The organism is Methylobacterium sp. 4-46 (assembly GCF_000019365.1).
Lineage (GTDB): Bacteria > Pseudomonadota > Alphaproteobacteria > Rhizobiales > Beijerinckiaceae > Methylobacterium.
On the sequence record NC_010511.1, the window covers coordinates 576,524 to 596,886 of the forward strand.

Annotated in this window: 12 protein-coding genes; 3 read left to right on the forward strand and 9 right to left on the reverse strand. The window is 75.0% G+C overall.

Going from position 1 to position 20,363, the window contains the following annotated elements; translation table 11 throughout:
- Positions 1–210: 210 nt before the first annotated feature.
- Positions 211–771 (forward strand): cytochrome b, encoded by a 561-nt coding sequence (locus M446_RS02395; RefSeq protein WP_012330470.1) that lies wholly within the window; start codon positions 211–213, stop codon positions 769–771.
- Between the two features lie 64 nt (positions 772–835).
- Here M446_RS02395 and addB read toward each other — a convergent pair whose 3' ends face one another.
- From addB to M446_RS02435, 8 genes are all read right to left on the reverse strand, one after another.
- Positions 836–3,958 carry a double-strand break repair protein AddB gene (addB, locus tag M446_RS02400; protein ID WP_012330471.1) on the reverse strand — a complete coding sequence of 1,041 codons (3,123 nt, stop codon included), beginning with the start codon at positions 3,956–3,958 and terminating at the stop codon, positions 836–838.
- Complete coding sequence (locus M446_RS02405) at positions 3,955–4,692, reverse strand: nucleotidyltransferase family protein (RefSeq protein WP_012330472.1); 738 nt, start codon at positions 4,690–4,692, stop codon at positions 3,955–3,957. The genes addB and M446_RS02405 overlap by 4 nt, the downstream gene beginning before the upstream one ends.
- A 36-nt stretch (positions 4,693–4,728) precedes the next feature.
- Positions 4,729–6,258 (reverse strand): tRNA (adenosine(37)-N6)-threonylcarbamoyltransferase complex ATPase subunit type 1 TsaE, encoded by a 1,530-nt coding sequence (gene tsaE / locus M446_RS02410; RefSeq protein ID WP_236728927.1) that lies wholly within the window; start codon positions 6,256–6,258, stop codon positions 4,729–4,731.
- Positions 6,259–6,739: 481 nt separating this feature from the next.
- Positions 6,740–7,903 carry an N-acetylglucosamine-6-phosphate deacetylase gene (nagA, locus tag M446_RS02415; protein WP_012330474.1) on the reverse strand — a complete coding sequence of 388 codons (1,164 nt, stop codon included), beginning with the start codon at positions 7,901–7,903 and terminating at the stop codon, positions 6,740–6,742.
- Positions 7,900–8,898 carry an SIS domain-containing protein gene (locus tag M446_RS02420; protein ID WP_043701999.1) on the reverse strand — a complete coding sequence of 333 codons (999 nt, stop codon included), beginning with the start codon at positions 8,896–8,898 and terminating at the stop codon, positions 7,900–7,902. The genes nagA and M446_RS02420 overlap by 4 nt, the downstream gene beginning before the upstream one ends.
- 17 nt (positions 8,899–8,915) lie before the next feature.
- A complete protein-coding gene (locus M446_RS02425; protein ID WP_012330476.1) occupies positions 8,916–9,815 on the reverse strand; it encodes an N-acetylmuramic acid 6-phosphate etherase in 900 nt (299 codons plus the stop codon).
- A 117-nt stretch (positions 9,816–9,932) separates the two neighbouring features.
- Positions 9,933–11,552, reverse strand: coding sequence for an ABC transporter substrate-binding protein (locus M446_RS02430; RefSeq protein ID WP_012330477.1), 1,620 nt, complete (start codon positions 11,550–11,552; stop codon positions 9,933–9,935).
- A 371-nt stretch (positions 11,553–11,923) separates the two neighbouring features.
- Positions 11,924–12,331 (reverse strand): DUF6455 family protein, encoded by a 408-nt coding sequence (locus M446_RS02435; RefSeq protein ID WP_012330478.1) that lies wholly within the window; start codon positions 12,329–12,331, stop codon positions 11,924–11,926.
- A gap of 195 nt (positions 12,332–12,526) precedes the next feature.
- Between M446_RS02435 and ahcY the strand changes: the two genes are divergently transcribed.
- Together ahcY and M446_RS02445 are read left to right on the forward strand one after the other, a co-directional pair.
- Positions 12,527–13,933, forward strand: coding sequence for an adenosylhomocysteinase (gene ahcY / locus M446_RS02440; RefSeq protein ID WP_012330479.1), 1,407 nt, complete (start codon positions 12,527–12,529; stop codon positions 13,931–13,933).
- Positions 13,934–14,297: 364 nt separating this feature from the next.
- Entirely contained in the window at positions 14,298–16,790 is a 2,493-nt protein-coding gene (locus tag M446_RS02445) for a sensor histidine kinase (protein ID WP_012330480.1), read from the forward strand.
- Between the two features lie 204 nt (positions 16,791–16,994).
- Here the strand turns inward: M446_RS02445 and M446_RS02450 are convergent, their stop codons facing one another.
- Entirely contained in the window at positions 16,995–20,291 is a 3,297-nt protein-coding gene (locus tag M446_RS02450; RefSeq protein ID WP_012330481.1) for a DEAD/DEAH box helicase, read from the reverse strand.
- Positions 20,292–20,363 lie beyond the last annotated feature (72 nt).

A 20,363-nucleotide genomic window follows, 5' to 3' on the forward strand; every position in this document is an offset into this window, starting at 1 on the left:
CCCCTCGGCGCCCCTCGGCCGCCCGCCGGCTCGGCCCTTCACGCCTGCCGGGAGCTTGGCCCTTCATGCCTGCCGGGGGCTTGCGCGGGGTCAAGGAAGCGGGAAGCGGCGACGCTTATGCACAGGCAATGCCGCCGCACGGGCCGCGCCGAAGCGGCGCGGTGCCGCGTTGCAATTTAGAATCATTCTAATATGTGAGGCGCGAACGCGATGGAGGTGGCGATGGCCCGTTCCGCGACCGCGGCGCCCGAGGAGGCGCTGGTCCGCTACGACACGACGACGATCGTCCTGCACTGGCTGACCGCGCTGCTGGTGGGGCTGCTCTGGATCCTCGGCCAGACCAACGATTGGTGGCCGCGCGGCCCGCTGCGGGGCGGGCTGTGGTCGCTGCACGTCCTGCTCGGCTTCGCCCTGATGGCGACGCTGGCGACCCGGGTGGTCTGGCGGATCGGCCCGGGCCGGGCACTGCCCTCGGCGGAGGACGGGCCCCTGCGCCTCCTCGCCCGCGCGACCCATTCGGGGCTCTACCTGCTCCTGATCGCGGTGGTGGGGCTCGGCCTCGCCGACGCGCTGGTGCGCGGCTTCGTCCTGTTCGGCGCGATCCCGCTGCCGCAGGTCGGCGACCAGGCCCTGCGCCGCCCGATCAACGCGCTGCACGAATGGGCGGCCAACGCGGTGATGGCCGTGGCGGGACTGCACGCCGCCGCCGGGCTCTTCCACCACTACGTGCGCCAGGACGGGGTGCTGGGGCGGATGTGGCGGGCCTCGTGAGGCGCCCCGCGGCCGGGGCGGGCCCCGGTCCGGCCGGGGCGGGCCCCGGTCCGGGGGGGCGCGGCTACGCCCCCTCCCCCTCCACCAGCGACCATTCCTTCACCCGCGCGAGGTGGTCGTAGGGCGAGAAGGCGCGGGCGTATTTCGGGTAGGGCCGCGACAGGTAGGCCGCCTCGCCCCGCAGGAAGCGGGCGACGAGGCCCTGGAAGCGGCGCGCATGCTCGTCGATCAGCTCCTCGACCGAGCGGGCCTCGCCCCGCGGCGGCTTGAGCGGCACCGGGTCGAGGGGCACCTTGCCGCCGCTCGCCCGCACGTAGAGCAGCTCCGGCGCGCCGGTTCCCGGGCCGAGATCGCGGAAGCCGCCCGCCTGCAGCATCGCGGCCTCCAGGGTGAGCTGCGGCGCGAAGCCGGCGAAGACCTCCCTGGCGCTCGGCGGCTGGCCGGTCTTGAAGTCGACGATGACGTGGCCGCCGTCCCGGCGCGCCTCGATCCGATCGGCCCGGGCGCGCAGGGTGAAGTCCTCGGCGGGGCCGATCGGGATCCGCCAGCGGCCCGAGATCTCGGCATGGACCCGCCTGAGGCCCGGCCGCCGCTCCACCTCCCAGGCGAGGAAGGACGCCGCCATGCGCTCGAAGCGCGGCCACCACTCCGCGTAGAGTTCCGGATAGGCATCGGCGATCGGCGCGAAGGCGTTGACCGCGAGGTCGTAGAGGGGCAGGCGCGGATCCGCGGGCAGCGCCTCGGGGAAGCGCTGCGCGAAGCCGCCCAGCACGTCGTGCACGATCGTGCCCCGGTCGCTGGCGCTCGGCTGCACCGCCACCGGCTCCAGCGGGTCGAGGCCCAGCACGTGCCGCGCGAAGATCCCGTAGGGGTCGCGCACCAGGGTCTCGACCTCGGTGACGCTGAGCGCGCGCGGGAACAGGGCGGGGTCCGGCCTCGGGGCCGGGCGCGCCGGGCGGGGCGGCAGCGGCTCGGTGCCCCGGTCGAGGGACGCCGCCAGCGCCCGCAGCCGCCCGCCCGCCGCGAGGCAGCCGGACCACGCCGCCTCCCCCATGAAGGCGCGCAGCCGCTGCAGGAAGCGCGACGGCACGGTCGGCGAGCCCTCGCGCTTGTGGGCGCGGGTGATCACCGCGTCCGGGCAGCCGAGCGCCTGCACGAGGTCGTGGGCGGTCTGGCCGAGGCGGCGCTCCGGCGAGGAGAGGCCCACAGCCGCGCGCATCGGCCGGTTCAGGAAGGCGTCCGTCTCGGCCTTGGGCGGCCAGACGCCCTCGTCGAGGCCGCCCAGGACCACGCGGTCGACCCGCAGCAGCCGCGCCTCCAGGAGGCCGAGGATGCGCAGCCGCGGATGCGGGCGCTCCGCCCGCGCGCTCACCACCCGCTCGCGGGCGAGCGCGGTGAAGAAGGCCGGGTAATCCGAGAACCGGCCCTCCAGCATGCCCGCCTGCGCGAGGGCGAGATCGTCGAAGAGCCCGTCGAGCACCGCGACCGAGGGCTCGTCCTGCGGCGCGTCGGGCCCGTCGAGCAGGAGGTCGCAGGTCTCGCGATGGGCCTGCGCCAGGGCGACGAGGTCGCGGACGCCCTCCTCCTGGTCGGGGGCGAAATCTCGGGGGGCGAAATCCCGGAAAGCGCGGTCGAGCCGGGCGACGAGGTCGGCCGCCGCCTCCCAATCGGCCTGGGTCAGCCGCCGCACCGGCCGGGGGGCGTGCGGGCGCTCGCCGCCGCGCGCGACCCGGAGCGCCTCGGCGAGGCCGGCGAAGCCCTTGGCGGGAGCGGGACCGCGCAGCACCCCGATCTCCAGGGCGGCGGCGGCCCGCTCCAGCGCGGGCCGGGCCAGGCCGAGCCGCACCATCGGATGGGCGAGGAGCGCCAGCACCCGCTCGGGCTTGGCGTCGAGGGCGGCGACGTCGGTGGCGAGCCGCGCGAGGCGCCCGGCGAGGCTCAGCGCCAGCGGCTGCCCGGCCGTGTCCTCCGCCACGATCTCCCAGCGCCCGAGCTCCGCCGCGACCCGGCGGGCGAGGCCGCGGTCCGGGGTGATCAGGGCGGCGCGGCAATCCGGCCGCTCCAGCGCCTCGCGCAGGGCCACCGCGATGGCGAGCGCCTCCTCGCGCTCGTCGGCCGCCTCGACGAGGGCGAGCCCGGCGCCGCCCGCGCGGGCGAGCGCCTCGCGCGCCCCGGGATCCAGATCCGCCCAGGCATCCGTGGTCTCGGCCGGGCGCAGGGCCTGCGACAGGAGTTCGGCCCGGGCCCGCGCGGCTGGTCCCGGCGCGCCGAGGGGCCGCACCGCGGCGCGGGGGCAGTCGAGGCCGCGCAGGAGCCGGTGCAGGATCGCCTGCGGGTGGCCGTGCGCGACCGCCTCCCCGGTCTCGATCGCCGCCCAGCCCTCCTCGTCGAGGGCGAGGTCGAGGCCGGGCAGCACCACCGCCCCGCGCGGCATCGCCGCGATGGCCCCGATCAGGGCGGCGGTGGCGGGGATCGAGCCGGTCGAGCCGGCCACCACGATCGGGTCGGCCGGGCGCTCGCGGCGCAGGCGCGCGGCCTCGGCGAGCACCAGGGCGCGGCCCCGCGCCACCGGGTCGCTGACGCCCCGCTCGGCCAGGATCGCCGGCCAATGCTCGGCGGCGATGCGCACGAAGTCGAGGGTAAGCGAGAAGTACTGCGAGTATTCCGCCTCGACGGCGCGCCCGATCTCGTCCCAGGGCAGGCCCTCGACGGTGAGCGCGTCCATCAGCCCCTCGAGATCGGCCGCGAGGCCGACCGCGTCGGCCGGCGAGGACGGCACCCGGAAGGGCACCTCCTCGCCCATCGGCAGGAGCCGGCGGTCGATGCCGGCGGCCCAGGCCTGGACGAGGCGGGCGAGGATCAGGCGCCGCTCCAGGGCAGGGATCGGCGGGTGCGCAACCGCCTCCGGGCACTCGCCGGGGGCGAGCGCCGCGAGGTCGAGCTCGGCCTCGTCCGCCTCGCCGAGGGGCGTCATCCGCGGCAGCAGCACCGCCGGCCCGCAGCGCGCGGCGAGTTCCGCGGCGAGCGCCCGGGTGGCGCGCCGGGTCGGCAGGAAGAGCGTGACGGCGGCGAGGCCGAGCGGCCCCTGCGCGACCGGGCCGACGAGCGTGCCGTCGAGGAGCGCGTCGGCGAGGGTCGCCAGGAACGGCGCGCCGGGCGGGATGGTGAAGATCCGGGCCGCGCTCACGGCTGCACGGCGCTCGCGCGCACGCGCTCCTCGGCGGCCTGCAGCGCCTCGGGCGTGCCCACGTGCAGCCACTGCCCGTCGAGGCGCAGGCCGTGCAGCCGCTCCCGGGCCACCGCCCGGTCGAACAGCAGGTTGAGCGAGAAGGGGCCCTCCGGCGTGTCGGCGAAGAAGGAGGGGCCCACGACGGCGACGCCCGCGTAGACGAAGGGCGCCACCTCCCGCTCGGCGCGGCGGGCGAGCCGGCCGGCCTTGTCCATCTGGAAGTCGCCGAGCCCGTCATAGCCGAGGCTCGTCGCCGCGGAGGCGACGAGGAGCAGCATGTCCATCGCCTCGGGGTCGAAGGCCGCGACCATGCGGGCGAGGTTGGGGCGCGGCCCCTCCAGCCAGAAGGAATCCGAGTTGAGGATCAGGAAGGGCGCCTCGCCGAGGAGCGGCAGGGCCTTGCGCACACCGCCGCCGGTCTCCAGCAGCCGGTCGCGCTCGTCCGAGAGGACGATCCGCGGCGGCCCGTTCCGGCGCCGCAGATGCGCCTCCATCAGGTCGGCGAGGTAGTGGACGTTGACCACGACCTCCGCGATGCCGGCCTCGGCGAGCCGGTCGAGGGCGTGGTCCACGAGGGCGCGGCCCGCCACCTCGACGAGGGGTTTGGGCATGGTCGCGGTGATCGGGCGCATGCGCTTGCCGAGCCCGGCGGCGAGCACGAAGGCGCGGGTGATGGCGGACGTGTGGGGCATGTCGCTGATCGGCGGGATTGGAGGATCGGGCGGGGATCAGGCGGCGGGGACGAGGCCGGGCAGGCAGGCCTCGTACCAGGCCCGCACGCCCGCGAGCGCCGGGTGGGCGAGGTTGCGGTTGAGGTAGCCCTCGATGCGCGGCACGTGGGCGAGGTAGCCGGGCTTGCCGTCCCGCCGGTCGAGGCGGGTGAAGATGCCGAGGATCTTGGTCGCCCGCTGGGCGCCCAGCACCGCGTAGGCGTGGGCGAAGCCCTGCACGTCGAAGTCCGGTTCGCGCAGCTTGCGCTCGCGGGCGTAGAGGCCGAGGAGCCGCAACTCGAACTCCGCCGAGGCGTCGACCCGGGCATCCTGCAGCAGCGAGGCGACGTCGTAGGCCGGGTGGCCCAGAACCGCGTCCTGGAAGTCGATCAGGCCGATCCGCTCCAGCCCGTCCCGGCCCGGCAGCCAGATCAGGTTGGGGGAATGATAGTCGCGCAGGACCCAGGTCGGGCGCTCCGGGGGCAGGCCGGTCAGCGCCTCGGTCCAGGCGGCCGTGAAGGCGGCGCGCTGCGCCCCCGAGAGCGGGGTGCGGGCGTGGTGGGGGGCGTACCAGTCGATGAGGAGTTCGGTCTCGAACAGCAGGGCGTCGAGGTCGTAGGGCGGCAGCGTGTGGTCGCTCCCCTCCGCGACCGGGAGCACCGCCGGCAGGGCCGTGCCGTGCAGCCGCGCCAGCACCTTGACGGCCTCCGCGTAGCGCTCGGGCCGCGGCCCGCTCGCATCCGCCACCGGCTCGGTGCCGAGATCCTCCAGGATCAGGAGCCCGGCCTCGAGATCCTGCCCGAGGATCTTCGGGGCGCTGAGGCCGAGCGCGCGCAGGCCGCGGTCCACGGCCACGAAGGCGTGGACGCTCTCGGCGAGGTGGACGATGGCGCTGTAGGGCTTGCCGTCGCGCACGGGCGGGCCGTCCGCGCGCGGGGGCGAGATCATCAGGATCGCGGTGGTGCCGTCGGGCTGGGTCAGGCGCTCGTAGGCGCGGCTCGACGCGTCGCCCTGCATGGGGGTGCGGGTCGCCTCGCCCCAGCCGCTGCGGTCGAGGAGCGCGCGCAGGGCCCGCGCCCGCTGCAGCCGCTCGGCCATGCCGCCGCCGCCGATGAGCCGGGCGAGCCGGGCGGTGTCGCCGAATTCGGGCTTGAGCGCGAGGTCCAGGGCGAGGGTCGGCCCGCTGCGCGGCGGCAGGCGGTCGGGCCACTCGACCAGGGTGATGGCGCGCTCGGTCAGTTCGTCGAAGCCGAGCTCCACGAGCTCGTCGGGCCCGCGCAGGCGGTAGAGGTCCGCATGCACGACGGCGACGCCGCCCCTGCCCTCGTAGGGCTGGATCAGCGTGAAGGTCGGGCTCGGCACGTCGAGGTCGGGCTCGCCGGTCAGCTCGCGGATCAGCGCCCGCGCGAGGGTGGTCTTGCCCCCGCCGAGCCCTCCGGAGAGCGCCACGAGGTCTCCCGGCTGCAGCAGCTCCGCGAGGAAGCGCCCGAGATCCTCGGTCGCGCTCTCGTCGGGCAGCACGATCTCCCAGGGTGTGCGCGCGTCCATCGCCTCCCGGTCCACTCCGGTCTCCTCCGCGGCCCCGCGGCCTGTGCGTGTCATAAACGAGGAACCTTAATTGAACCACGCGTCCGCGACATGGCGCGTTTCCGGGGTGGGACGGGGATCGGTGCTGCCGAGACGCGGGAGATCCTGTTTCCCCATGGGAATTGACTGGACCGTCGATCCGATTCCTCCTTGCGACCGGAGCGATGCGGCGGCGAAAAGAGATTGAGGATCGAGCAGGAGCTTTCCCGCAAGCCGGTCCGGATTTCAGCGCCGCTGCCGCGCGGCTTCGCTTCGCGGCATCTTGTGCCGGGTCCCGCATCTTCCTCCGCCGACGCCAGCGCAGGACCAGGATATCTGATACCAACCGCTCGGAATGCTGACGCATCGAGCCGTTGATTCATCTCGAATTTTCAACTTCACGCCAACGGCTCGGCGAGAATTCGAGAGCAGCACCACCGGTCATTGGAAATGACCGGTGGTATTACGCCGCCGCCCGCGCGAACTCTCCCCTCACGCAGGTCCCCCAGACGACCAGATCGCGATCGAGCACCACCAGGTCCGCCGCGAGGCCCGGGGCGATGCGGCCGATGCGGTCGTCGCGGCCGATCCAGCGCGCGGGCGTGAGCGAGGCCATCGTGAGCGCCTCGGCGAGCGAGGCGCCGCCCCGGCGCACCATGTGGCGGACCGCGCCCGCCATCGTCAGGGCCGAGCCCGCGAGCGTGCCGTCCGGCCCGGTCAGGCGGTCGCCCCGGCACGCGATCGCGCGGCCGAACAGGGTGAAGCCCGCTTCCGGGCGGGGATCGCCGACCGGCGGCATCGCGTCGGTGACGAGCATCAGCCGGCCCGGCCCCTTGAGGCGGAGGGCGAGGACGAGGGCGGTGTCGCCCACGTGGTGGCCGTCCGCGATGATCCCGGCGAAGACCCGGTCGTCGACGAGCGCCACGCCGACCGCCCCCTCCTCGCGTGCGGTGAGCTGCGACATGGCGTTGAAGAGATGCGTGGCGCCGGTCAGCCCCTCGGCGAGGGCGCGGCGGAAGGCCGTCCCGTCATCCGCCGTGTGGCCGGCGCTGACGCGCGCGCCGCGGGCGACGAGCGCCGCCACGGTGCCGGGCGGGGCGACCTCGGGCGCGAGGGTCACCAGGGTGACGCCGCGCGCGCCCAGGCCGGTCAGCAAGTCGACGTCGCCGGGCGCGAAGGCGGCGAGCCGGGCCGGATCGTGGATGCCGGGCCGGCGGGGGCTCAGGAAGGGGCCTTCGAGGTGGATCCCGAGGATGCCGGGCATCCCCGCGGCGATCGCCTCCGCCACCGCCGCCACCGCCGCGCGGATCACCGGGCGGTGGTCGCTGATCAGCGTCGGCAGCAGCGAGGTCGTGCCGCCGCGCCGGTGCGCCGCCGCGATCCGGGCGAGCGTGCCGGGCGTCGGCGCGTCGTTGAGGAGCGCGCCGCCGCCGCCATTGACCTGGAGGTCGACGAAGCCCGGCGCCAGGATCGTGCCCGGCGGCAGAATCGTGCAGGGCAGGCCGGGCGGCGGCTCCGCCGCGAGGTCCTCGATCCGCCCGTCCCGGATGACGAGCGTGCGCGGGCCGAGTTCGGCCTCGCCGTCGAAGACGCGGGGGGCGGCGAGCGCGAGGCCGGGGCTGCTCACAGAGTCTCCGTCACCTTGGCGAGGCCGGGGGGCGAATCCGGGTCGAAGCCGCGCCGGCGCGCCTCCGCCTCGATGGCCCGGTAGGCCGGGACGAGCATCAGGATCGGGTCGCAGGCCGGGTGGCCGTCGCCGGGCCAGGGCAGGCTGCCGAGGGGCCCGCCGCAGGCCTGGACCGGCACGCCCGCCCCGCGCAGGTCCCGCACGAGGCCGTCGATGCCCGCGCTCAGCCGGTCGGCCTGCCGCAGGGCGAGGACGGGCGTGCGGGGCGAGAGCGCCGCCCGCGGCCCGTGCCGCAGCTCCGCCGCGCTGTAGCCGAGGGCCGGCAGGCGCAGGGTCTCGGCGAGCTTGAGGGCGATCTCGCGCACCGGCCCGAGCCCGTGGCCGCGCCCGGTGACGAAGGCGGCGGTGGCGGCGGCGAGGTCGGTGCTCCAGGCCGACCAGTCGAGGCCGAGCGCCCGGTCGAGCCGCGCCGGCAGGGCCGCGAGGCCCGCCGCCAGGGCCCCGTCCTCGGCCCAGGACGCGACCAGGGCCGCCCCGGCGACGAGGGAGGTCACCACGGTCTTCGTCGCCGCGACGGCGCGCTCGGGCCCCGCCCCGATCGGCAGGACGAGGTCGGCGGCCTCGGCGGCCGGGGAGCCCGGATCGTTGACGATGGCGAGGGTGAGCGCCCCGCCCTCGCGGGCGGCCCGCGTCGCCGCCACGAGGTCGGGCGAGCGGCCGGATTGCGAGATCACCACGAAGAGCGCGCCCTCGACCTGCGGCGGGCGGCCGTAGCCGGTGACCACGGAGGGCGCCGCCGCCGAGACGGCGAGGCCGAGCCGGGTCTCGATCAGGTAGCGCAGGTGGATCCCCGCATGGCTCGAACTGCCCCGCCCGCAGATCACCGCGAAGGGGAAGCGGCGCCGCGCCAGGCCGCGGCCGATCCGCGCCGCCTCCGAATCCCCCGCGCAGAGGGGGGCCGCCACCGCCGGGATCTCGGCGATCTCCCGCGCCATCAGGGTGGCGGGGGGGCTCACGGCCGGGGCTCACGGCCGCCCGCCGCCGCGAGGGCGTGGCGCAGGGAGCCGCCGTGGCGGGCGAGGAGGCGGGCGGCGCCCTCCGGATCGGCGCCGCAGCCGATCAGCACGGCGCGCTTGATGTCGCCCTCCGCCTCCGCCAGGGCCCGGGCCGCCGCCTCGGCGCCGCAGCCGGCGAGTTCGGCCACCATGGCGACGCCCCGCGCCCGCAGCTTCCGGTTGGTGGCCCGCATCGCCACCATCCGGCCGCGATAGACGCGGCCGAGCCGGATCATGATCAGCGTCGAGAGCAGGTTGAGCACGACCTTCTGGGCGGTGCCGGCCTTGAGCCGGGTCGAGCCGGCGAGCGCCTCCTCGCCGGTCGCGACCAGGACGGGGTGGTCGCAGCTCTCCAGGACCGGCGTGCCGGGATTGTTGGCGATGCCGATGGTGACGGCGCCGCGCCCGCGGGCGCCGCGCAGGGCCGAGACCGTGAAGGGCGTGGTGCCGCTCGCCGAGAGGCCGACCACCACGTCCCGCGGCCCGACCCCCGCGCCGGCGATCCAGGCGGCGGCCTCGGCGCTCGAATCCTCCGCGTCCTCGACCGCCTGGGTGAGGGCGCCGTGGCCGCCCGCGATCGCGAAGCCCAGGCGCGCTTCCGGCCAGTCGAAGGTCGGCGGCAGCTCCGCCCCGTCCTGCACGCCGATCCGCCCGGAGGTGCCGGCGCCGACGTAGATCAGGCGGCCGTCCTCGCGCAGGGCCGGGGCGGCGGCCTCGGCCGCGGCGGCGATGGCCGGCAGCGCCGGCCCCACCGCCGCCACCGCGGCGAGCTGCCCCTCCCAGAGGGCGCCGAGCACGTCGAGGCCGTCCCAGGCGTCGAGGTCGACGTAGCGGGGGCTCCCGCGCTCGGTGCTCATCCGTCCCGGTCCCTGAGGCGCCGCAGCCGCGCTCTGGCACGGCTTCCTGGTCTCTAACTCGACCCTTCCGTCAAGGATCCCTCGGGGCGGCCGGGCCGCGGCACGGCGGCGCGGGGCTCAGGCCAGCGTGGTGAGGTCCTGGAACCAGTGCTGCGCCTGGGTATAGCCCTTCACCTTGGCCGAGAGGGCGTGCGGGTTGGTGTCGTGCACCACCCAGACCTGCACGGCGTCGTCCACCACGATCTCGTGGATGCGCGCGAGGAGCCGGTCCTGCTCGGCCGGGTCGAAGCTCGCCTGGACCTTGTCGCAGAGGGCATCGACCTCGGGGTTGCGGTAGTGGCTCCAGTTCACGCCGGTCGGGGCGATCTGCCTGGAGGAGTAGAAGCGCAGGATCGCGTAGAGCGGGTCCGAGGTCACGTAGGCGATGTTGCCGCCGGTGACGCCCTTCAGCGAGGGATCGGCCGCGCCCTGGCGCCAGGCCGTGTAGGCGACCTCCAGCTCCACCGGCTGGAACTCCACCGCGATGCCGATTTCGGCCCAGCTCTGCTGCACGAACTCGTTGATCGGCAGCGACAGCATCTGGCCCGAGCCGCCGGTCGGGATGATGAACTTGGTGCGCAGCGGGTTCCGGACCGAGTAGCCGGCCTCCTCGACGAGCTTGCGGGCGGCCTCGACGTCGGTGCGGATCGCGAAGCTCGGCTTGCCGAACCAGGGGCTCGACGGCTGCACCTGCCCGACCGCCGGGGTGGCGAGCCCGCCCATCAGCGCCACCACGCCCTCGCGGTCGATGGCGAGGTTCGCCGCCCGGCGCAGGCGCAGGTCCCGCCAGGGGCTGCCCTCCAGTATCGACAGGTGGTAGTTCCAGACGTGCGGCGTGTCGTTGCCGACGACCCGCATGCCCGCCGCCTTGAGCCGCGGCACCGCGTCGGGGGCGGGCGTCTCGATCAGGTCGACGGTGCCGCTGAGCAGCGCGTTCGCGCGGGCGAGCGCGTCGGGGATGCAGGTCAGCGTCAGCCGCGCGAGCTTCGGCATCCGCTTCCTGTTCCAGTAGGTCTCGTTGGGCACGAGGTCGAGCCGCACCCGCGGCACGAGCTGGCCCATGCGGTAGGGCCCGGTGCCGGAGGGCTGGAAGGCGAACTTGGTCCAGTCGCGCCCCACCGCCTCGTACTGGGCGGGCGAGGAGATCAGGAACCACAGCATCTGGTAGGGGAACAGCGCGTCGACCGCCTTGGTGGTGACCTGCACGGTCATGGCGTCGAGCTTCCGGTAGGAGGCCACCGAGGGCAGGCGCGGGCGCACCTGCGAGGCCTGCCGCTGGTCGTAGTGCGCGGCCTTGTCGTTGAGCACCTTCTCGAAGTTCCAGATCACCGCGTCCGCGTCGAAGGCGGAGCCGTCGTGGAAGGTCACGCCCTCGCGCAGGCGGAAGATCCAGTTCCGGCGGTCGGCCGGATCGCTCTCCCAGGCGGTGGCGAGGCCCGGGATCAGCTTGCCGGGCCGGTCGGCCACGTCGAGTTCCCAGGCGACCAGCGGGTCGTAGAGGGTGAGCCCGGTGAATTGGTAGCCGCCCGCACCCCGGTCCGGCTGGCCGGTGGTGAGGGGCAGGTCGAACATCGAGATGCCGTAGGTCAGGCTCCCGGAGGCTGCTCCCTGGGCGAGCGCGGACCCGGTCGGACCCAGGGCCGCCAGGGCCGCGGCGCCCGCGACGAAGCGCCGGCGGGAGAGGGACAACTCACTCATCGAAGACCCCGTGTGACGCGCGGCCTTCCCGGCCGCGGCGGTTGCGCGGCCGACCTCTGCAAATTGTATGCAACATGCCAGCGGCCGGCCTGCGGCGGGGCGCCGCCCCGCCCCCAGGCCGGTCCGGGGCCGAGCATCCTTCCGCCGGCCGGGACCGGCCGGTGCCGAAGGGGTCACCGGTTCGGCGGCGATCCGACGGACCGCGTATGCGAAACCAAGAGACCAAGCAGAATTGCCCCATGCAGTTCCGCTTGGCCGGGGCTCGGCGGCTAGAGCATTTTCCGACGAAGGGGATGCCGGTTCGTCGCAGAACATGCGGCAAGATCAAAGATCGAGAGCGGCACCCGGTTGCAACGTGATCGGGTGCTGCTCTAGGCCGCCCGCGCCGCCTCGACCAGGGCCGCCAGGCGCGCCGCGTTCGGGCAGTAATCCGGGTGGGCGACGGCGGCGAGGCCCGCCGCGAGGTCGCGCTCGCAGCGGCTGCCCTGCCCGCATCCCGCGCAGGCCCGCTCCAGCGTGGCCATGGTGGCGGGGGCGGTCCGCCCGACCGCCTCGGGGTCGAGGCCGAGGGCGTGCATCAGGGGCACGAGGCCGAGCGCCGGCCCGGTGCCGTCCGCCGCCGCGGGCGGGGCGAGGCGCTCCTCCAGCATCACGCGCAGGCACTCGTCGTCGACGGCGCGGATCTCCTGCGCGGCGGTGAACAGCCCGGCCCAGGCGGAGAGCGGGGCGAGCATCCAGTCGCAGGGACCGGCAAGGTCTCGGGTGGCGTGCGCGGACATCGGCGTTCTCCCTTCACCAACCCGCCCCGGATCGCCCTTCGGCCCGCCGGCCGCCTTGAGCCAAATCAAGGCGCCGCCCGCAACCGGGGCGAGCGGCCCGCCCGCGACACGCATAAAGACATCTTTATGTCTTGATTGCTTCCTGGCCGGCCCCCTGCTATAGGCCGGCGCGGGACGCCGTCAGGGAGCACCAGGATGCCGAGCAACCAGGATTACATTGTCAGGGACATCGGGCTGGCCGATTTCGGCCGCAAGGAGATCGCGATCGCCGAGACCGAGATGCCCGGCCTGATGGCGGTGCGCGCGGAATACGCGGCGAGCCAGCCGCTCAAGGGCGCCAAGATCGCCGGCTCCCTGCACATGACGATCCAGACCGCGGTGCTGATCGAGACCCTGAAGGCCCTCGGCGCCGACATCCGCTGGGTGTCCTGCAACATCTACTCGACCCAGGATCACGCGGCCGCCGCCATCGCGGCCGCCGGCATCCCGGTCTTCGCCGTCAAGGGCGAGACGCTGACCGAGTACTGGGACTACACCGCCAGGCTGTTCGACTGGCACGACGGCGGCATGCCGAACATGATCCTGGACGACGGCGGCGACGCCACGATGTTCGTTCATGCCGGCCTGCGCGCCGAGCGCGGCGACACCGCCTTCCTCGACGCGCCCGGCTCCGAGGAGGAGGAGATCTTCTTCGCGCTGATCAAGCGCATGCTCAAGGAGAAGCCGAAGGGCTGGTTCGCCGGCCTCGCCGAGTCGATCAAGGGCGTCTCCGAGGAGACGACCACGGGCGTGCACCGCCTCTACATCCTCGCCAAGGAGGGCAAGCTGCTCTTCCCGGCGATCAACGTGAACGACTCGGTGACGAAGTCGAAGTTCGACAACCTCTACGGCTGCCGCGAGTCGCTCGTCGACGGCATCCGCCGCGGCACTGACGTGATGATGGCCGGCAAGGTCGCGATGGTGGCGGGCTTCGGCGACGTGGGCAAGGGCTCGGCCGCCTCGCTGCGCAACGCCGGCTGCCGCGTCATGGTCTCGGAGGTCGACCCGATCTGCGCGCTCCAGGCCGCGATGGAGGGCTACGAGGTCACCACCATGGAAGATGCCGCCCCGCGGGCCGACATCTTCGTGACCGCCACCGGCAACAAGGACGTGATCACCATCGACCACATGCGGTCGATGAAGGACCGGGCCATCGTCTGCAACATCGGCCACTTCGACAACGAGATCCAGGTCGCGGGCCTCAAGAACCTGAAGTGGTCGAACATCAAGCCGCAGGTCGACGAGATCGAGTTCCCCGACGGGCACCGCATCATCCTGCTCTCCGAGGGCCGGCTGGTGAATCTCGGCAACGCGATGGGGCACCCCTCCTTCGTGATGTCGGCCTCCTTCACCAACCAGACCTTGGCCCAGATCGAACTCTGGACCAATCAGGGCAAGTACGAGAACCAAGTCTACACCCTGCCCAAGACGCTCGACGAGAAGGTCGCGGCCCTGCACCTGGAGAAGATCGGCGTGAAGCTGACGACGCTGCGTCCCGATCAGGCCGCCTATATCGGCGTCCAGGCGAGCGGGCCGTTCAAGCCCGACCACTACCGCTACTGAGCGACGCGTTCCGGCCCCGCGGGGCCGGGACCCGACGGATGCGCGGGCCGGGCCGAGGAGCCGGGCCCGCGTCGCGGCCGGACCGCGCTACGGCCCTGCGGGCGGATGCTTTCCGAGATTGCATGCAATACCGCATAATCGCCGCGCCCGTTCCATCTCCGTTCCGCCGCAGGTGTGGCATTTCTGTGCCCAGCCACGCTGAGACGCGGTGCGCATCGGCCGAGCCGGTGTTTTCGCTTCCGGCCGGATTCGGGTGCACGCTACAGTCCCGGTGATTCTGAAGTGTGGCCCGGAGTCGCCGCGTCCGCCGGCGACGGCGGGACGCCGGAGGGCGTGGCGCGGCCCAGCGGGAACGGGACGAGTGATGGGGGTAGGACGGACGCTGCGCCGTCGGCCATCGGCCGGCGCGATCGCGGGCGCTTGGGCGGTTTCGGCCGTGCTCACGGGTCTGCCGGAGGCGGCCATGGGGGCGCCGGCCCTCGTCCCCGTGCCGAGCTCGCTCGCCCACAGCGCGATGGCGCTCGCGCTGCTCGTCGGCCTCATCGTGTTCTCCACCATCCTGTCGCTGCTGCACATCCGCGAGCGGGCGCGCTGGGCACGGCGGGAGCGGGACCTCTCGGCCGAGGTCGCGGACCTGCGCGGGGCCCATGACCGGGCGGCCCTGCTCCTCGGCTCCGAGCGGCAGATCGTGGTGGTCTGGAGCGGGCGGGACGAGCCCCTGATCGAGGGCGACGCGAGCCTCGCCATGGACGGGACCCGCACGGCCTCGCCGCGGCGGGTGCTGGCCTTCGGCACCTGGCTCACGGCCGCCGACGCCGCCGCCCTCGACGCGGCGGTCGATACCCTGCGCAGCCGGGGCGAGCGCTTCCGCCTGACCGCGCGCACCCTCGGCGGGCGCACGGTCGAGGCGCAGGGCCAAGCCGTGGGCGGGCGGGCGCTGCTGCGCCTTCGCGAGATCACCGGCGAGCGCCAGGAACTGGTCGAGCTGCGCGCGACGCTGCAGGAGGCGCGCGGCAGCCTCTCCGTGCTCGCCGCCCTCCTCGACGCCATCCCGCAGCCGGTCTGGCGCCGGGGCCGCGACGGGCGGCTGCTCTGGGCCAACGCCGCCTACGTGGCGGCCGTGGAGGCGACCGACCGCGAGCGCGTGGTCGCGGAGGGGGTGGAACTCCTCGACCGGGCCGCCCGCGACGAGGCGGAGCGGCGCCGGACCAGCCGCGAGGCGGGTGCCCTGCGGGTCTCGGCCGTGGTCGCGGGCGCGCGGCGCACCCTCGACGTCACCGAGGTGGCGCTGGAGACCGGCAGCGTCGGCATCGCCGTCGACGTGTCCGAGCTCGAGAGCGTGCGCGCCGACCTGCAGCGGCAGATGGAGGCGAATGTCCGCACCCTCGACCAGCTGCCGACCGCGGTGGCGATCTTCGACGCCCGCCAGCGCCTGATCTTCCACAACGCCGCCTACCGGCAGCTCTGGGACCTCGGCCCGGCCTTCCTCGACGGCTCTCCCCTCGACGGCGAGATCCTGGACGCGCTGCGCAACGCCCGCAAGCTGCCCGAGCAGGCGGATTTCCGCTCCTGGAAGACCGGCGTGCTCTCGGCCTACCGGGCCGCCGAGGCGCAGGAGAATTGGTGGCACCTGCCGGACGGGCGGACCCTGCGCGTCGTCGCCGACCCGAACCCGCAGGGGGGCCTCACCTACCTGTTCGACGACGTCTCGGAGCGCGTCCACCTCGAATCCCGCTACAACGCCCTGATGCGCGTGCAGAGCGAGACCCTCGACACGCTCAAGGAGCCGGTCGCGGTGTTCGGCTCGGACGGGCGCCTCAAGCTCGCCAACCGCGCCTTCATGGCGATCTGGCGGATCGGGCCGGAGACCCTCGCGGCCCAGCCGCACGTGGACGAGATCATCGGCCTGTGCCGGTCGCTCAGCGCGGCCGAGGAGCCCTGGACCGAGATCCGCGGCGCCGTGACCGGGCTGATGGATGCCCGCCACGCCGTCGCCAGCCGGCTCGAACTCAAGGACGGCACCGTGCTCGACTGCGCGGCGCAGCCGCTGCCGGACGGCGCGACGCTGCTCACCCACATCGACGTGACGGCGAGCGTCAACGTCGAGCGGGCGCTCACCGAGAAGAACGAGGCGCTGGAGCGCACCGCCCGCCTGCGCGACGAGTTCGTGCACCACGTCTCCTACGAGCTGCGCTCGCCGCTCACCAACATCATCGGCTTCACGGAACTGCTCGGGGACGAGACGGTCGGCGCGCTCAACACGCGGCAGCGCGAATACGCCGACCACATCATGCGCTCCTCGGCGGCCCTGCTCGTCATCATCAACGACATCCTCGACCTCGCCTCGATCGATGCCGGCTCGATGGAGCTGACGCGCGAGGTGGTGGACGTGCAGGCGACGATCGCGGCGGCGGTGCGGGGCATCGAGGACCGCCTCGCCGAGGCGGCGATCACCCTCGACCTTGACGTGCCGGCCGATATCGGGGGCTTCGTGGCGGACGGCAAGCGCATCCGCCAGATCCTGTTCAACCTGCTGTCGAATGCGATCGGCTTCTCGGCGCCGGGCCAGACGGTGGTGGTCCAGGCCCGCAAGACGGGCGCCGAGATCGCCTTCTCGGTGATCGACCAGGGCCGCGGCATGCCGCCCGAAGTGGTGGCCCGGGTCTTCGACCGCTTCGAGAGCCACACGCTGGGCACGCGCCACCGCGGGGTGGGGCTCGGCCTGTCGATCGTGCGCTCCTTCGTGGAGCTGCATGGCGGGCGCATCGACATCGCCTCCGCGCCCGGCCAGGGCACCCGCGTCACCTGCACCTTCCCGATCGGCAACGGCAAGGCGAATCTCGCGGCGGCGGAGTGATCCGAACTCCGACGGATCGCGTCGCCATGCGGATGTCGGCGTCGCTCAAGCGCCGCGCGGGCGTGTCACCCGCTGTCCGGAAATGATCGTCCGGACAGCGTCCGAGCCATGATTCCGGACAGGCGATGACGGCTTTGGCCGGTGTCGTGACGGGCCGATCACCAGAGCGCCGCATCGCCCGCCGCGGGCTCCGGCCCCGCCCGCTCACCCCTGCGCCGCCTCCAGCGCCCGCACGAAGCGCCGCGCCAGCCGCCCGCAGGCGACCGGGTCCGCGCAGGGCCGGTGCAGGATCAGCCGGTCTCCCCGGCGCTCCACCTCGGCGATCGCCCGCGCCACCGCCGCGGCGCGGCCCGGATGGAAATCCGCCGCGAGGCCCTGCGGGCCGGCGCCGAGCTGCGCGATGCCGAGGTCGCGGCAGGCCATCCGCAGGCCGGCCAGGGTCAGCAGCGTCTCGGTCTCCGGCGGCAGCGGGCCGAAGCGGTCCTCGATCTCGTCGCGCAGGGCTTCCGCCTCCTCGGGGGAGCGCAGCCGCGCGATCCGGGCCGCGAGGCCGAAGCGCAGCTCCGGCTCGGGCAGGTAGGCGGCCGGGATCGCCCCCGCGAGGCCGAGGCGGATCTCGGCCGGCGCCGCCTCGGGCGGCTCGCCGCGGGCGGCGCGGATCGCCCGCTCCAGGAGGTCGCGGTAGAGGCCGAGCCCGATCAGCTTGACGTGCCCGGCCTGCTCCTCGCCGAACAGGTCCCCCGCCCCGCGCAGGTCGAGGTCGCGGGCGCTCAGCGCGAAGCCGGCGCCGAGCCGGTCCAGGGCCGTCAGGGCGCGCAGGCGCGCCTCGCTCGCCGGCGGGGGCGGCGCCTCCGGGTCGGTGAGCAGGTAGGCCGCCGCCCGGCGCTGGCCGCGCCCCACCCGCCCGCGCAGCTGGTGGAGCTGCGCCAGCCCGAAGCGCTCCGGGTGCCAGACCAGCATCGTGTTGGCGCGCGGCACGTCGAGCCCGCTCTCGATGATGTTGGTGGCCAGGAGCACGTCCCCCTCCCCTTCCGCGAACCGCACCATCGCCTCGTCCATCGCGGCCGGCGGCATCTCGCCGTGGGCGACGGCGAGGCTGAGGTCCGGCACGATGGCGCGCAGCCGCGCCTCCATCGGGGCGAGGTCGGCGATGCGCGGGCAGACCACGAAGCTCTGGCCGCCCCGGCGGTGCTCGCGGGTGAGCGCGGCCCGCACCGTCTCGGGGTCGAAGGGCGCGACCACCGTGCGGATCGGCCGGCGCACCACCGGCGGCGTCGCGATCACGCTCAGGTCCTGGAGCCCGACCAGGGCCGATTGCAGGGTGCGCGGGATCGGCGTCGCCGTGAGGGTGAGGACGTGCGCGCCGGACGCGGCGCGGCGCAGCCGCGCCTTCTGGGCCGCGCCGAAGCGCTGCTCCTCGTCGATGACGACGAGGCCGAGATCGGCGTAGACGAGGCCGCGCCCGGCAAGCGCGTGCGTGCCGATCACGAGGCGCACGCTCCCATCCGCCAGGCCGGCCCTCACCCGCTTGGCCTCGGCGGGCGGCACGAGGCGCGAGAGCTGGGCCGGGACGATCCCGAAGCGGGCGAAGCGGCGCCGGAAGGTCTCGACGTGCTGGCGCACCAGCACGGTCGTGGGTGCCGCCACCGCCACCTGCTTGCCGGCGAACAGGGCCGCGGCGGCGGCGCGCAGGGCGACCTCGGTCTTGCCGAAGCCGACATCGCCGCAGACAAGGCGGTCCATCGGGCGGCCGGCGGCGAGGTCCGCCATCACGGCGTCGATCGCGGCCGCTTGGTCCGGGGTCGGCGGGAAGCCGAACCCGGCGCCGAACCGCTCCATCTGGCGCTCCGGCGGGACGAGGGCGGGAGCCGTCGCGCGCCGGCGCGCCTCGGCGAGGGCGAGCATGCGCCGCGCGCTCTCGGCGACGGCCGCCTCCACGCCGGCGCGGCGCGTCGCCCAGGTACCGCCGGGGAGGTTGCCGCCGTCGAGGCGGTCGAGCGTCACCGCCTCGGCGGCGGCGCCGTAGCGCCAGATCCGGCCGGCCTCCGAGAGGGGGGCGAGCCGCACCGCGTCGTCGGCGAAGCGCAGCCGCGCCGCCTCCCCGCCCCCGCCCTCGGGCCCGCGCAGGAGCTCCAGCCCCTCGAAGACGCAGAGCCCGTGATCCTCGTGGATGACGACGTCGCCGCGATGCAGGTCGGGATCGGCGAAGGGCAGCGCGGCGGGGGCGCCCTCCCGGCCGGGCGCGGCCCGGGCGGGCGCGGCCCAGGCGGGCGCGGCCCGCTTGCCGAGCAGGTCGGCCGCGGCGATCACCGTGAGGGCGTGGTCCGGCACCCGGAACCCCTCGGCGATCGGCGCCTCCAGCACCGCCACGCGGCCGGGCTCGGCCCGGAGCGCGGCGGCCCAGTCGCGCGCCCGCAGGAGCTTGTGCCCGAGCTGGTCCACGGCCTCGCGGGCGAGGCGCCCCAGCGCGCGGCCGGGCCCGGCCAGGATGACGCGGTCGCCCGCCTCGCACCGCGCGGCGAGGAAGCGCCCGAAGGCGGCGGCGGGGCGGCGCTCGCGGGCGAAGGCCGGCACCGCCCGGTCCTCGGACGGCAGGGCCGTGGCGATCCGGCGCCGCCCGAGGAGCGCCCGCCACTCCTCCGGCGCGAGGTAGAGCCCCGCGCCCGCCCGCGCGCCGCCCGCCTCCGCCAGCTGCTCGAAGAAGGCCTCGGCCCGCGCCTCCGCCCCGGCCTCGACCACGAGGCGGGCGCCCGGCACCGGGTCGAGGAGCGTCGCGAGGCGCGGGTAGAAGGCGGGAAGGCGGTGCTCCTGCCCGGTGAAGGGCCGCAGCGGCTCGGGGGAATCGGGACCGAGGATGAGCTCGGTCGCCGGGTCGATCAGCAGCTCGGCCGCCTCGCCGAGCGAGCGCTGGGTGACCGGATCGTAGGAGCGGATCGCCGTGATGTGCCCGTCCTCGTGCTCGACGCGGCACGGGACGGGGGCGGCGGCCGGGAAGACCTCGAAGGTGCGGCCGCGCAGGGCGATCTCGCCCGGCTCGTCGACCCGCTCGTCGGGGATGTAGCCGAGGCGCGTCAGGGCCGCCTCCAGCGCCTCGGCCTCCACCTGCTCGCCCACCCGCAGGAGGACGCGGGCCTGCGCCCAGGTCTCGGGCGGCGGCACGCGCTGGATCAGGGCGGGCGCGGTCGTCAGGACGATGGCGGGAGGAGCCGGCTCGGAGAGCCAGCGCAGCACCCCCGCCCGCGCGCCCATGGCGCCCCGCGAGGGCGAGGTGCGGTCGCCCGGCAGGCAATCCCAGGCGGGATAGACGGCCACGCCGAGCCCGGGGGCGAGCGCCCGCAGGATCGCGGCGATCCCGTCGAGGCGCCGCGCGTCCCGGGCCACCAGCACGAGGGGCGATGCCGCCGCGCTCAGGCTCAGGAGCGCCTCCGCGAGGGCGCCGTCGGGGAGGGCCGGCGCCACGATCTCCGCGCGGCGCGCGGCGCGCGGCTGACGCTTCACCATGCTTCCATCGACGTCTGATCCCTCCGCGCGGCGCGGACAACGTCCCGGCAGGCGGCAGGGTTCGCGGCGCGG

What these genes read in the sequence shown, in the direction of transcription:
- M446_RS02435 (WP_012330478.1), bottom strand. Translation starts at nt 12,331, where the DNA reads ATGTCCGCGCACGCCACCCGAGACCTTGCCGGTCCCTGCGACTGGATG.
- M446_RS02430 (WP_012330477.1), bottom strand. Translation starts at nt 11,552, where the DNA reads ATGAGTGAGTTGTCCCTCTCCCGCCGGCGCTTCGTCGCGGGCGCCGCG.
- M446_RS02395 (WP_012330470.1), top strand. Translation starts at nt 211, where the DNA reads ATGGAGGTGGCGATGGCCCGTTCCGCGACCGCGGCGCCCGAGGAGGCG.
- M446_RS02450 (WP_012330481.1), bottom strand. Translation starts at nt 20,291, where the DNA reads ATGGTGAAGCGTCAGCCGCGCGCCGCGCGCCGCGCGGAGATCGTGGCG.
- tsaE (WP_236728927.1), bottom strand. Translation starts at nt 6,258, where the DNA reads ATGGACGCGCGCACACCCTGGGAGATCGTGCTGCCCGACGAGAGCGCG.
- M446_RS02405 (WP_012330472.1), bottom strand. Translation starts at nt 4,692, where the DNA reads ATGCCCCACACGTCCGCCATCACCCGCGCCTTCGTGCTCGCCGCCGGG.
- M446_RS02420 (WP_043701999.1), bottom strand. Translation starts at nt 8,898, where the DNA reads ATGGCGCGGGAGATCGCCGAGATCCCGGCGGTGGCGGCCCCCCTCTGC.
- M446_RS02425 (WP_012330476.1), bottom strand. Translation starts at nt 9,815, where the DNA reads ATGAGCACCGAGCGCGGGAGCCCCCGCTACGTCGACCTCGACGCCTGG.
- M446_RS02445 (WP_012330480.1), top strand. Translation starts at nt 14,298, where the DNA reads ATGGGGGTAGGACGGACGCTGCGCCGTCGGCCATCGGCCGGCGCGATC.
- ahcY (WP_012330479.1), top strand. Translation starts at nt 12,527, where the DNA reads ATGCCGAGCAACCAGGATTACATTGTCAGGGACATCGGGCTGGCCGAT.